The organism is Thiomicrospira sp. ALE5, assembly GCF_900112445.1.
Taxonomy (GTDB): domain Bacteria; phylum Pseudomonadota; class Gammaproteobacteria; order Thiomicrospirales; family Thiomicrospiraceae; genus Thiomicrospira.
In genome coordinates this window covers 539,251-553,050 of the sequence record NZ_FOYY01000003.1, presented here as the reverse complement: position 1 = coordinate 553,050, position 13,800 = coordinate 539,251, and the positions used below count along the sequence as shown (strand labels likewise).

General features: G+C 46.7%; 12 protein-coding genes. 10 read left to right on the top strand and 2 right to left on the bottom strand.

What is annotated here, in order from left to right:
• The 10 genes from BM293_RS02830 to minE all read left to right on the top strand — a co-directional run bounded on the left by BM293_RS02830 (position 1) and on the right by minE (position 9,518).
• Positions 1–2,733 (top strand): cation-transporting P-type ATPase, encoded by a 2,733-nt coding sequence (locus BM293_RS02830; RefSeq protein ID WP_093446652.1) that lies wholly within the window; start codon positions 1–3, stop codon positions 2,731–2,733.
• 93 nt (positions 2,734–2,826) lie between these two features.
• Positions 2,827–4,803 (top strand): monovalent cation:proton antiporter family protein, encoded by a 1,977-nt coding sequence (locus BM293_RS02825; protein WP_093446651.1) that lies wholly within the window; start codon positions 2,827–2,829, stop codon positions 4,801–4,803.
• Positions 4,803–5,861, top strand: coding sequence for a tetraacyldisaccharide 4'-kinase (gene lpxK / locus BM293_RS02820; protein ID WP_093447840.1), 1,059 nt, complete (start codon positions 4,803–4,805; stop codon positions 5,859–5,861). Before BM293_RS02825 ends, lpxK begins: the two co-directional genes overlap by 1 nt.
• 26 nt (positions 5,862–5,887) lie before the next feature.
• Positions 5,888–6,094, top strand: coding sequence for a Trm112 family protein (locus BM293_RS02815; RefSeq protein ID WP_006459266.1), 207 nt, complete (start codon positions 5,888–5,890; stop codon positions 6,092–6,094).
• 4 nt (positions 6,095–6,098) lie between these two features.
• Positions 6,099–6,866, top strand: a complete 768-nt coding sequence (kdsB, locus tag BM293_RS02810) for a 3-deoxy-manno-octulosonate cytidylyltransferase (RefSeq protein ID WP_093446649.1) — start codon at positions 6,099–6,101, stop codon at positions 6,864–6,866.
• The gene (locus tag BM293_RS02805; RefSeq protein WP_093446648.1) at positions 6,859–7,077 is read left to right on the top strand and encodes a hypothetical protein; all 219 of its coding nucleotides are present in this window, start codon (positions 6,859–6,861) and stop codon (positions 7,075–7,077) included. Before kdsB ends, BM293_RS02805 begins: the two co-directional genes overlap by 8 nt.
• Before the next feature lie 10 nt (positions 7,078–7,087).
• Positions 7,088–7,678, top strand: coding sequence for a YqiA/YcfP family alpha/beta fold hydrolase (locus BM293_RS02800; RefSeq protein WP_093446646.1), 591 nt, complete (start codon positions 7,088–7,090; stop codon positions 7,676–7,678).
• 15 nt (positions 7,679–7,693) lie between these two features.
• On the top strand, positions 7,694–8,395 hold the full coding sequence (gene minC, locus BM293_RS02795; protein WP_093446645.1) for a septum site-determining protein MinC: 702 nt from the start codon (positions 7,694–7,696) through the stop codon (positions 8,393–8,395).
• 44 nt (positions 8,396–8,439) lie between these two features.
• Complete coding sequence (gene minD / locus BM293_RS02790; RefSeq protein WP_093446643.1) at positions 8,440–9,249, top strand: septum site-determining protein MinD; 810 nt, start codon at positions 8,440–8,442, stop codon at positions 9,247–9,249.
• A 2-nt stretch (positions 9,250–9,251) separates the two neighbouring features.
• Positions 9,252–9,518: a cell division topological specificity factor MinE gene (minE, locus tag BM293_RS02785; RefSeq protein WP_093446642.1), complete on the top strand. Its 267-nt coding sequence runs from the start codon at positions 9,252–9,254 to the stop codon at positions 9,516–9,518.
• 41 nt (positions 9,519–9,559) lie between these two features.
• Here minE and BM293_RS02780 read toward each other — a convergent pair whose 3' ends face one another.
• Positions 9,560–10,258 (bottom strand): CsiV family protein, encoded by a 699-nt coding sequence (locus BM293_RS02780; protein WP_093446640.1) that lies wholly within the window; start codon positions 10,256–10,258, stop codon positions 9,560–9,562.
• Between the two features lie 37 nt (positions 10,259–10,295).
• Positions 10,296–13,778 carry a transcription-repair coupling factor gene (mfd, locus tag BM293_RS02775; RefSeq protein WP_093446639.1) on the bottom strand — a complete coding sequence of 1,161 codons (3,483 nt, stop codon included), beginning with the start codon at positions 13,776–13,778 and terminating at the stop codon, positions 10,296–10,298.
• Positions 13,779–13,800 lie beyond the last annotated feature (22 nt).

Here is a 13,800-nt window from a genome sequence, read left to right as displayed (position 1 = left end):
GTGACTGAATCGACCCAGACAGCAATTAGCAAACAACCGGATGATAACCTATCTAATTGGCATGCTAATAAGGCTGATAAAGCCTTGGCGCACTTTAATAGCAGTGAGCAAGGGTTAAGTTCGGAGCAAGTGGCAGACCGATTGGCGGAGTTTGGGCCGAACCGCATCGAGACCAGCCAACGCAGCGGGCCACTGGTGCGGCTGTTGCGTCAGTTTAATAATATCCTGATTTATATCTTGATCGCGGCGGCGGTGGGTACGGCGTTTTTAGAACATTGGGTGGACACCTTTGTTATTTTGGCCGTGGTGTTCATCAATGCGAGTATTGGTTATGTGCAAGAAGGTAAAGCTGAGCAGGCATTAGATGCCATTCGTAATATGCTATCACCCCAAGCGGTGGTGTTGCGAAATGGGCAGCGTCAAACTGTTGAAGCGGATCAACTGGTGTCGGGTGATATTGTTTTACTTCAAGCCGGGGATAAAGTGCCAGCGGATTTGCGCTTGATTGATACGCGCAGCTTGCGTATTGAGGAGGCGGTATTGACCGGTGAATCGGTGCCAGTCGAAAAACGCACTGAACCGGTCGCGACCAGTGCCTCTTTAGGTGATCGATTATCCTTGGCTTATTCTGGCACCCTAGTCAGTTTTGGGCGCGGGCGCGGCGTGGTGATTGCAACCGGTCAGCAAACGGAAATTGGTCGGATTAGTGCCATGCTATCTAGTGTGGAAACGATTTCGACACCATTGTTGCGCCAAACCGCCGAGTTTGGGCGCATTTTATCGATCATTATCATTTTCTTATCGGCACTCATTTTTGCTTTTGGGTATTGGGTGCGAGATTACGCTGCGGCCGAGATGTTTTTGGCGGCAGTGAGTTTGGCAGTATCCACCATTCCTGAAGGGTTGCCAGCCATTATGACCATTACTCTGGCCATTGGTGTGCAAAAAATGGCTAAGCGTAACGCGATTATTCGCCGTCTACCAGCGGTCGAAACCCTGGGTGCCGTCACCACCATTTGTTCTGATAAAACCGGGACCCTAACCCGAAATGAAATGACGGTGCAGGCCTTGGTGACGGCTGATCATGAATATCAACTTACCGGGGTAGGCTATGCACCGCAGGGTAGTATTGAACTGGCAGGACAGATGTTGGAACAGGATCAACTGGAACCAGCCTTGGCGATGGGTTTAAAGGGCGCCTTGTTATGTAATGATAGCTGGTTGGTTGAAAAAGAAGACGATTGGCAGGTTAATGGTGATCCAACTGAAGGGGCATTATTAGCGGCTGCAATGAAAGTAGGGCTCGATCCGCAGACGGAAGCGGGCCTCTGCCCTCGTACCGATTTGATTCCATTTGAATCCGATCACAAATTCATGGCCACTTTGCATCATGATCATGAGCAACAGGGCTATATTTTTATCAAAGGTGCGCCTGAAAAAATACTGGCGATGTGTCAGCAGCAGCGTACTCAGCAGGGCGATGTGCCGATTGATGTGGATTTTTGGCATCAGGCAATGGAAAAACTGGCGGAGCGTGGGCAGCGAGTTTTAGCGATTGCGGTAAAACCTGTACCGGCTAGCCAGTTAGAGCTGGGCTTTAATGATGTGCAAGACGGGGCGATATTGCTCAATTTATTTGGCATTATTGATCCGCCAAGAGAAGAAGCGATTGAGGCCGTCGCAGAATGTCATCAAGCCGGTATTCGGGTAAAAATGATCACCGGTGATCACGCCGCCACTGCAAAAGCAATTGGTTTGCAACTTGGCATTGGCGATGGTCAAACTGCGGTGACAGGTCAAGAGATTGAGCAAATGGATGACCAGACCTTGCAAGAGGTGGTCACTCGGGTAGATATTTTTGCGCGTACTAGCCCGGAACATAAGTTGCGGTTGGTGGCGGCTCTGCAGGCCCAAGGCCATGTCACTGCGATGACCGGTGATGGGGTGAATGACGCCCCGGCGCTAAAACGAGCCGATGTCGGTATATCCATGGGGCGCAAAGGCACTGAAGCCTCAAAAGAAGCGTCTGAGATGGTATTGGCTGATGATAACTTTGCATCCATAGCGCGTGCGGTTAGAGAAGGTCGAACGGTGTATAACAATATCCGTAAATCGATTTTGCACATGCTGCCCACCAATGCCGGTCAATCCTTGACGATCATATTTGCGATTTTACTCGCGCATCAATTACCTTTGACGCCGGTGCAGGTATTGTGGGTCAACATGGTGACCTCGGTCACGCTGGCGATGGCGTTAGCTTTTGAGCCTACCGAACCGGGCGTGATGCGCCGCCATCCGCGCCGACCTGATATGCCGTTATTATCTGGATTAATGCTATGGCGAATTCCGTTTGTAGCATTACTGCTGTGGGCGGGTACCTTTGGTCATTTCGTTTATATGGATATGCAGGGTGTGATGGATGAATATGCCCGAACAGTCGCTATTAATACCTTGGTAGCGGGTCAGATATTTTATCTATTTAATTTGCGCTACATTGATCAGCATGTTTTTAGTATGGATGGTTTGTTTGGCAGTAAGGCTATGTGGATTGCAGTGGGTACTTTGGTGGTGTTGCAGTTAGCATTTACCTACGCGCCTTTCATGAATACGCTGTTTGGAACCACGCCGATTGCGGCTGAAGACTGGATTCGTATCTTGATGTTTGGTTTGTTGGTGTTTATTTTGGTTGAAATGGAAAAATGGGTGCGCAGACGCTATTTTACGGCAACATAAGCTCAATTAAACACTGAAATAAGCCTGCGCTAATAGGCTTATTTTTGCTAGAATCTTACATAATTCATTTCAAAGCCACCGAGGCAAACTAGCATGCTAGAACAAACCTTGACCCAAGTTATTATTCTGCTTGGGTTAACTGTTTTTATTATTCTGTTGTTCAAGCGTTTGCAGATACCTGCTAGTTTGGGCTATCTTGCTGTAGGTGTCTTATTGGGTTCCTACACGCCCGGTCCGGTTATTGAAGAAGAATTTATTCGTCTGATTGCTGAGTTTGGTATTGTCTTTCTGCTATTTACTATCGGGTTGAGTTTTTCGATGGCGCAAATTTATGCGTCACGCCATACGATTTTGGGCTTGGGTACCGCGCAAGTTGTACTCACGACAGCAGTGGTCGCCGTGATCTTGTGGTTAATGGGCGTCCCCGCTATCGCCGCATTTGTAATTGGTGCGGTGTTTGCCCAGTCATCCAGTACGATTATTATTAAACAGCTAGCGGAGCAGGGCGAAGGCCAAACGCGTCATGGTCGCTTAGGCACAACCCTGTCAGTGTTCCAAGATATTACCGCGGTGCCCTTTGTGGTGGTGATTCCTGTGCTAGCGATTGCCAGTACGCAAGCCATGGCGATGGATTTAAGTTGGGCATTATTAAAAGCGGTGTTGGCGTTTTTATTAGTGTTCTTTTTAGGTCGCTATTTGTTTAAGCCATTTTTTCACATGGTGGCACAACGTAATTCGGCGGAGTTGTTTACGCTAACTGTGTTGTTTGTGTCCTTGGTCGCGGCTTGGACGACCATGAGTTTGGGTCTATCCATGGCATTTGGGGCCTTCTTAGCGGGTATGATGCTAGCGGAAACAGAATTTAAACATCAAGTTGAATCGACCATTCGTCCGTTCAAAGATGTCCTGTTGGGCTTGTTTTTTATTAGCATTGGTATGCTGTTTAATCCTTTTTCGCTACCCGATATTTGGGTTGAAGTCCTGCTGGTCACCTTAGCTATCTTTGTGATTAAAATTTTATTAGTTACATTGATTGTCAGAGTGTCTGGCATTGATTTGCAAACCGCGATTCGCACCGGCTTAATTTTAGCGGTTGGGGGTGAGTTTGGTTTTGCCTTATTGGCTATTGGTATTGATGCCAGCATTCTAGAAGATCGCATGGCGCAGATTGTTCTTACTTCTGTGCTATTCTCAATGATCTTGGCACCTTTTTTAATTCGTTATAATCAAACGATTGCTAGTTGGTTTAAACCAAGAAAACCTATATTGGCAATGACAAGTGATTCGGAATTAGCGCCTACTGCTTCTGAAGAGCATGTGGTCATTTCAGGCTATGGTCGGATTGGTCAGATTGTCGGGCATATGCTTGAAAAAGAAAAAATTAATTATGTGGCCTTGGACATGGATGCTGGACGGGTTAAAGAAGCGCGTTTGGGCGGTGAGCCGGTTTATTATGGGGATTCGTCTGATTTAACCGTGCTGGAAGCGGTAGGCGTGCCAAAGGCGAAGCTGTTACTGATTTGCCATGATGATTTGCCGGCCACACTTAAAACCTTAAAGCTAGCGCGATTACTCAACCCTGAAGTGCCTATTTTAGTTCGCACCCGTGATGAAATTCATGTCGAAGAGCTGCGTCGTGCGGGAGCCACTGAAGTGATTCCAGAAACCTTCGAGGCTGGCATTATGTTGAGCTCACATGCAATGTTGGCTTTGAAAATGCCCCTAGCGAAAGTCGCGCGAACCTTGCAAGACTCGCGCGTTGACCGCTATCAAATGATGCGTGAGTTGTTTCGAAGTACGGTGGAGATTAACGACTGTATTAATTTGCCTGAATATTTGCATTCGATTGCCTTAACCGAAGGCAGTTCGGCGATTGGCAAGCGTTTAGACGAGTTAGACCTGGAAGGGGATCAAGTTGAGCTAAATGCGTTGGTTCGAGATGGTGAACGCAACTTAAGCCCACAACCCGATACGATACTCATGCCGGGTGATGTGTTGGTGTTATTTGGCACGCAGGAAAATTTAACCAGGGTCGAAAGTCGTTTAACCAATTTGTGTGTTATTTGCTGATGAGTTGGCCTGCTTTTTGGCTTAAAGATGATTGGCGTAGTAGGTTGCTTAGCCCTCTGGCGGCACTGGTTGCTAGGGTAGCCACTAAGCGTTATCTAGGTTTTAAGCAAGCGAAGCGTGCAGCTGATACGAGTCAAGGTCTGGCTAGTCCAGCCAGTCCATTGGTATTAGTGGTAGGTAATTTAGTGGTCGGCGGTAGTGGTAAAACACCGTTAATCAGTTGGCTGATTCCATTGTTTCAAGCGCAAGGTTGGCGAGTCGGCGTGATTGCCCGAGGTTACGCTAGTGCAACGCGGTATCAGCCGGAGCGGGTCACGCCTGTCAGTGATCCTGTTCAAGTTGGCGATGAACCTTTAATGTTGGCACAAGCCTTTGATAATCCGATTGTGGTTTGTCGAGATCGCGCCGCAGCCTTAGCAGGCCTGCTAGCCATCGAGCCGGTTGATATTGTGATTAGTGATGATGGTTTGCAGCATTATGGTTTGGCGCGTGATTTGGAACTGGTTGTATTTGATGCGAGTCGCCCCAATGCGGGTATTGGTAATGGCCGATGTTTACCTGCTGGACCCTTACGTGAATCCTTAGATCGGCTGCAAGACATTGATTTTGTGTTATTTAATAGGTCTTTGTCCGATGTTTCCTGCACACCACCCGCCTGGCTTAAAGAGGGACCGCGTTGCTTTGATTTTCAGCTGCAGCTCGGCGATGCCTATGCTTTAACAAAACCGAATCAGACGCAAAAATTAACCGACTTTATAGGTCAGCCTGTCTATGCGGTGGCTGGAATGGGACATCCTGAACGGTTTTTTGCTGCACTTACCCAGGCGGGGTTAGCTATCGAACCCCATTCGTTTAGTGATCATCATCCTTTTACTGAACAAGACTTTGCTTGCTTTGATCCGGCAAAACCCTTGCTTATGACCAGTAAAGATGCGGTAAAATGTCAAAAATTTGCACGATCGAATTGGTGGGTATGCCCTGTAGAGGTCAAGATGGCCGATGATTTTGCCGCAAACCTGTTACAGGCCATTAGGCAAGATCCACGATTCGTTCGTTAATATCAGTCAATAAGGCGAGGAATGCTATGAGTTTAAATCCCAATCTACTCGATATTTTGGTATGCCCGGTAACTAAAACCAAGCTCTATTATGATAAAGACAAACAAGAGCTGATCGCGACGGCCGCTAACCTTGCTTATCCGATTCGTGACGATATTCCGGTGATGTTAGAGGACGAAGCTAGAGTGATTAGTGCTGAGGAAGCTGAACATTATCGCAAGTTAAAAGGCTAGTGCTATGGCTTTTACTGTCATTATTCCTGCTCGTTATGCCTCGACCCGTTTGATGGGTAAGCCATTATTGGATATCGCCGGCCAACCGATGGTGTATTGGACGTGGCAAAATGCCATTAAAAGCGCCGCAACTCGGGTGGTAGTCGCTACTGAATCCTTTGAAGTTCAGCAGGCCTGCTTAGCCATGGGTGCCGAGGTTTGTTTAACCTCAGATCGTCATGAATCGGGTACAGAGCGTATTGCTGAAGTGATTGAGCGACTTTGCCTTCCCTGCGATGAGGTGATTGTTAATTTACAAGGTGATGAGCCTTTGCTGCCGCCGGAGCTGATTGACCAGGTTGCGCATGCCTTAATGGGGCGGCATGATGTAGAAATGGCGACCCTATCGGAACCCATAACAGATTTAGACACTTTGTTTAGTCCGCATGCGGTGAAAGTGGTGACCAACGCTAAGGGCTTTGCCATGAGTTTTAGTCGTGCCCCCATGCCTTGGGCGCGAGATGAATTTGCACAAGAGCCCAAACAATGGCCAACTTGGCCTTATCGCCGTCATATTGGCCTCTATGCCTATCGCGCTGGATTTGTAGAACGCTATATAAAATGGCCGCTTTGTGAGCTTGAAATGCTTGAGCGTTTAGAGCAATTACGCGTTTTGTGGCAGGGTGAGCCTATCCTGGTATTAGATGCTTTAAAAGATGCGGGTATTGGCGTTGATACCCAGTCGCAGCTTGATAAGGTGCGTGTCAAAATAGCAGGCCTGCTAAATGCTTAAGTTTTTGGGTTTGCTGCTGGTTATTGTTTTTTTCGTTTGGTTTATAAAGTACAAATGGGAACGTAAGAAAATGCAGTGGCGGGGCGAAGCGTTACCAGAGCAAAAAGGCATTAAAGGTTTACGTCCTATTACGTTATTAAGCGGCGTGTTTGTGGTGATGTATGGCGGATATATTATTTGGTATGTATTGGATGCTTGGTTAGAGTTTTAGGAGGGATGGCGTGCTAGCATATATTCATGGTTATCAATCAAATGGTTTGAGTTTTAAAGCGAGACACTTCAAGCGAACCTTTGGCACCAACCAGGTTTTTTGTCCTTCCTTGCCGGACAACATATCGTTAGCTATCAATACGCTAGAGCAGTGGTTAGAAACACAAACTCAGCCGGTGGGGCTTATCGGCGCGTCATTGGGTGGATTTTATGCCTTATATTTAGCGGAAAAGTTTCAGATTCCGGCCGTACTGATTAATCCGGCTATTCCACCTTTGGCGCCTCTTGGTGATGTGACTGATCAGACCAGTCAAGACCAACGTTTTATCTGGACAGCTGAAGTTTGCAAAGCTTTGGAACCTTATTTTATGGCGCAGCCGTCTGAACGCACTCTCCAAAGTGTATTGTTATTACAGCAAATGGATGATGAGGTGTTAGACCCGAAACGCGCATTAAGTTATTTGCAAGGGGCATCGATTCATCGTGCGGTAGGTGGCGGGCACAAATTCGAAAAAATAGGTCTATTTGATAAACAAATCAGCCAGTTTATGCAACGTCATGGTGTCAGCGTATCACTGGTTGAGTCTTGTGATGCGGATTAAATAAAGAGAGAAATCATGCCCCAACCTGTTAGTCTTAAAGGCTCAGTACTATCGTTATCTATTTTAAAGGTAGCGAGTGCTGATATTGATCAAGTAACGCAAGCTTTAGCAGACACAACAAGTAAAGCGCCTGCTTTTTTTAAAGGTCTACCAATTGTCATTGAGTTAGATGTCACTATTGAAGACCCGATGTTTCTGGCTTTGCTAGTCGAGTTTTTACATCAACAAGAACTTGTGCCGATTGGCGTGCGTACTCAAGAAAAGGGCGTGATAGAGCAAGCAAACTATGCCGGGTTAGCGGTGTTTGATCCAAAAGATAAACCGCATGTTGACAAGGCGCTAGATTCGGCTGCACCAGTTGTTGATGCTGAAGCCAAATCGTTACCACAAACCGCAATGATGGTGCGCGGAGCGGTGCGTTCTGGCCAACAAATTGTGGCCAAAGATCGCGATCTTGTGATTAAAGGGAGTGTTAACCCAGGCGCTGAAATTATTGCCGATGGTCATGTCCATGTTTATGGTGCGATGCGTGGCAAACTTTTTGCTGGTAGCAACGGTAATGTAAATGCACGCATTTTTGTGCAGAAATTCGATGCGGAACTAGTCTGTATTGCTGGTTTCTTTTTACTAGCTGATGACATTGCGCCTGCATATCGTGGCCAAGCCGTTGAAATTTATTTAGTGGACGAAAATGTTCGTTTTGAGATTTTAAGCTAGTTTTTTTTAATATTTATTTATTGATGTTTGATGAAGGAGTAGATGTGGCACGTGTCATTGTAGTGACTTCTGGAAAGGGAGGCGTGGGTAAAACCACAACAAGCGCGAGCGTCTCAGCTGGTTTAGCGGCTCGTGGTCATAAGGTTGCTGTGATCGACTTTGATGTGGGTTTGCGCAATTTAGACTTAATTATGGGCTGTGAACGTCGCGTTGTTTACGATTTCGTTAATGTTGTTCAGGGTGAAGCGACGATTAAACAAGCCTTAATTAAAGATAAGAAAACACCAAATTTATATGTCCTCGCTGCATCACAAACGCGTGATAAAGATGCATTAACTCAAGAAGGTGTTGAACGCGTTATTGACGAGCTAAAAGCAGATGGTTTTGATTTTATAATTTGTGATTCGCCTGCCGGTATTGAAAAGGGCGCTCAGTTGGCACTGTATTTTGCTGATGAAGCCATCATTGTTACTAACCCAGAAGTCTCTTCAGTGCGCGATTCTGACCGTATTTTGGGCATTTTACAGGCTAAATCACGTCGCGCTGAATTAGGTGAGGCGGTTAAAGAACATTTAGTGTTAACGCGTTACAATCCAGCACGTGTTGAGGCAGGTGAAATGCTAGCGATGAACGATGTCGTTGAACTATTAAGCGTGGACTTATTGGGTGTTGTTCCAGAGTCACAAGATGTATTACAGGCTTCGAATGCAGGTACGCCCGTCATTTTACAAGAAGGGACAGATGCGTCCGAGGCTTATAAAGATATCGTCGCGCGTTTTCTGGGTGAAGAGAAACCACAGCGTTTTTTAACCGTTGAGCATAAAAGTCTTTTTAGAAAGTTATTTGGGAAGTAGTCATGAGATTATTGGATTATTTACTCGGACAAAATCGCAAAAGCTCGGCTAATCACGCAAAAGATCGTCTGCAAATTTTATTAGCACATGAGCGATCACAATCAAAAGCACCCGATTACTTACCTAAAATGCGTCAAGAAATTTTAGAGGTCATTAGTCGTTACGTCGATATTGATGAAGAGAATTTACAAATCTCGTTGGATGCGGATAACGGCTATGAGGTGCTTGAACTTAATTTAATTTTGCCCGATGCTAAACGCGGTGCTTAACAACCAGGCCTGCTCATAAGTGGGCCAGCTTCAGCTACCCATTAACCCTCAGGTTGAGTAACGCGGCTGACATGAATCAACACGCCAAATAACGGGTGGTCGACATAATGGAGTTCACCCGGTCTTACTCGTCTCGATTCATCGATCATAAAAGTCCAACTGTCTGGTAGGAATTCAAGTGCTATGCCTTGGTGCTCGGCAAAGCGTTCACGCAGTCGCACCGGAATACGTCTATCTAGCTCTAATTTGATTTCAACATGGTTAAAGCGTTCTTGATAAGCGCGTACTTGACCATAGATGGGTGCGGTTTCGTGGCGGCGTTTTTGCAACTGGCTATCAATAATTAGCGGTTGTGCTGTGTTTCTATTAAAGGCGGGTTGTTGCCAGGCAATATGCGCTAATACATCATAACCACGGTCGGTTGTCATTCTGCTGCGTTCCTCTGCAAGCTGCAAATCTTCAGCTGCGACTGGGGTCGCCCAAGGTGTGGTCTCTAAATTACCCAAACGATTGACATTGTTTTCTAGCACCAGGCCTGGCGTTAAAGGCCAATACTCTTCTGTCCAGCCACGTTGTGCCAAACTTTGAAAAATAATAATTTCAACGTGAACCTGCGGCGTGTTTTGCGATTGCGCTGGGTTAGGTGTTAAAAAAAAGAGGCCGGCAAACAGCAATAGGACCCAATAGCCTTGCGGTTTGATCAGTGTAAGCAAGCGGTGATAAGGCGATAGAAATGGCATAGGATTATATTCTCATTAATCAAGTGCTAGCATGGCTTTAAACGGGCTTTAAATGGCTAAGGGTAAATTGCAGTTGTTTAACCCGATTTTCAACAGATTCCATCTTATCAAAAATCTTTAATTCTACCTGGCCTTTCAGCTTATAGCGCTGTGGGTGGGTTTGAATCAGCTGAATCAGACGATCAGCAGCAATGGTCGGTTGCGCATTAAATTGGATGCGTACCATTTGGGTACTCGCATCAATTTTGATGATGCCCATCGGTTGCGCAAGCAATTTAATTTTGGTGGCACTAAATAGGGTTTTAACTTGATCGGGCAATAGCCCGAAACGATCTATCATCTCGATTTCAAGCTCGTGCAACTCGGCATCGGTTTCAGCGCTAGCAATGCGTTTATAGAAAACCAATCGCGTGTGTATATCGGCTAGGTAATCTTCAGGAATCAGTGCCGCACTGCCCAAATCGACCTCGCAATGCGCATCGAGCTCTAGGCTTAACGCGGGTTGCTTGCCTGATTTGAGCGCTTTAACCGTTCGCTCTAATAACTCATTATACAAGCCAAAGCCAACTTCTTGAATCTGCCCTGATTGACCTTCACCGAGTAGTTCACCGGCGCCACGAATTTCTAAATCGTGACTGGCGAGCATAAAGCCGGCGCCCAGGGTGTCGTGCTTGCCAATGGCATCCAGGCGTTTGCGCGCATCATCGGTCAGGCTGTTGGGTTCACCGGTGAGCATATAGGCATAGGCTTTGTGATGTGACCGGCCCACCCGACCACGTAACTGATGCAGTTGCGCCAAACCAAATTTATCCGCACGGTAGATTAAGATCGTATTGGCGTTGGGGACATCAATCCCGGTTTCAATAATGGTCGTACACACCAGTATTTGGCTGCGGCGATGGTAAAAATCCTGCATGACTTGTTCGAGTTGGCGCTCATTCATTTGGCCATGGGCAACCGCGACCTTGGCTTCAGGAATCAGTGTCGCGAGATCATCGGCCATTCGGTCAATCTTATCGACTTCATTAAATAAAAAGTAGATTTGACCGCCGCGGCGTAGTTCTCGCAAACAGGCTTCGCGAACGGTTTGGGGTTGCCAGGCCTGCACAAAAGTTTGCACTGACAAACGTTTAGCCGGTGGTGTAGCAATGATAGACAGGTCACGTAACGCATTCATCGCCATACTGAGTGTACGCGGAATGGGCGTCGCGGTCATGGTTAGAATGTCTACTTGGGTGCGCCATTTTTTTAGTTGCTCTTTTTGCCGCACACCAAAGCGATGTTCTTCATCAATAATTAATAGGCCAAGCCGGTTAAATTTGACATCCTTTTGAATCAGTTTATGAGTGCCTATAATAATGTCGATGCCACCCTCGGCAAGTTTTTCTAGGGTGAGTGTTTGTTCTTTGGCGGTCTGAAAACGAGATAACACGGCAATATTAACCGGCCATTCGGCAAAGCGATCACGAAAGCTTTCAAAGTGTTGTTGAGCCAGCAGGGTGGTTGGTACCAAAATCGCGACTTGTTTACCGGCGTAAGCGGCCACAAAGGCGGCTCGCATAGCCACTTCGGTTTTACCAAAGCCGACATCGCCACAGACTAAACGATCCATGGGTCTAGGGGATTGCATATCGGCTACAACCTGCGCAATGGTTTCAAGTTGATCGTCGGTTTCTTCAAACGGAAAGGCGGCACAGAATTGTTGATAGGCTTGTTCACTGAGCTCAAATGCCATGCCCTGTTGCGCGGCGCGTTTGGCATAAATTTCTAATAGTTCGGCAGCCACATCACGGGCTTTTTCAGCCGCTTTGCGTTTGGCTTTATCCCATTTATCGGTGCCTAATTTATGTAAAGGGGCATGCTCGGCAGACGTACCGGTATAGCGACTGACTAGGTGCAGCGAGGTAACCGGTACGTAAAGCTTGTCTTGGTTGGCATATTCCAGCACCATAAACTCACGATTTTCGCCTTGAATCTCTAGGGTTTGTAAACCTTGATAACGCCCGACACCGTGATCATAGTGCACAATCGGGCTGTTGATTTCGAGTTCAATTAGATTGGCGATGGCCTGATCAAAATCCTGATGGCCTTTTTTGCGCCGACGTTTTTGTTCAACACGCTGACCTAATAACGCGGATTCGGCAATCAAACAAACAGGCCTGCTATGACTGCTGTTTATAACCGGCGCAACCGCCAGATTTAAACCATGAGAAGGCTGTAAATCGACCAGACTTAGATGACCTGGCAGTGCCTGATCAATAATTTCAACGTCGAGCGCATGTTGGCGCAATAGTTTAAATAAAGCTTCACGACGCCCTAAGGATTCGGCACAAATAATCACCGGTTTGGCAAGGCTGCTTAACCAGTCCTGCAGCGGCGCAAGCGGTTGTTTAACTTGATGATTAATCTGTAAAGTAGGCAGCGGCAAGTTATCAAACTGTACATTTAATTGCGTCACCGGACGCGATTGTTCATTGGTGTGCATGCGAATGCGGTGATAGTGTTTAAGTGCCGCAAAGCAGGCCTGGTTCTCCATCAGCAAACTTTGTGGCGGTAACAGTGGACGTTGGTTATCATGGCGCCCGATTTCATAGCGCTCAAGATAATCTTGCCAGTTATGCTCCAATGCCGCTTCTAGCTCAGCATGTTCAATAAAGAGTGTGTTGGCAGGTAGATAATCGAACAGAGTAGCCGTGTGTTCAAAAAACATCGGTAAGTAGTATTCAAGGCCGCCCGGGTTTTGATAGTCACTGATTGTTTTGTAGAGTTGAGAGGTGCGTACATCGCCACCAAAAATTTCACGCGCTTGCAAACGGAATTGGCGAATACCCTCTTCAGAGAAATCGTATTCCTTAGCGGGGAGCAGATTAATCTGTTCAATCTGGCTTTGGCTAATTTGGGTGTCTGGGTCAAATAAACGAATTGTTTCAAGTTCGTTATCAAACAGGTCTAGACGAATCGGTGCTTGGCTGCCAATAGGGAAAAGATCAATGAGTGCGCCGCGAACTGCAAGTTCGCCAGGCTCCATTACTTGGTTGACCCGTTGGTAGCCAGCTTGCTCAAGGTGGCTTAAAAACGCGCTAATATCAAGTGTGTCGCCCACAGCAAGTTGTAGGCTTTGGCGTTGCACATAGTCTGTTGGCGCTAGCCGCTGTACCAAACTGTTTATTGGAATAACCAGACAGCCTTGCTGGAGTTGTGGAAGCTGGTAAAGACTACTTAAGCGGCTCGCGATAATATCCTGATGCGGCGAGAAGCGATCATAGGGCAGGGTTTCCCACTCGGGTAAATTAATAATTGCCTGATCGGGTGCACAAAAAATCGTCAGCTGTTCCGTGAGGGTTTGAGCTTGCGCACTATCTTGGCACAGGCAGACAATTAATCCATGATGTTGCGCCAACAATTGACTGATGCACCAGGCCTGCTCGGTGAGGTTTAAATAGCCCCAGTCAGAGCGGTGGCCGGTGAGTTTGGGTAAGCTAAAGGGGAACAATGATTGTTTAGACGCACTGACAGACATAACGATTTCAAAAGGTCAAAAT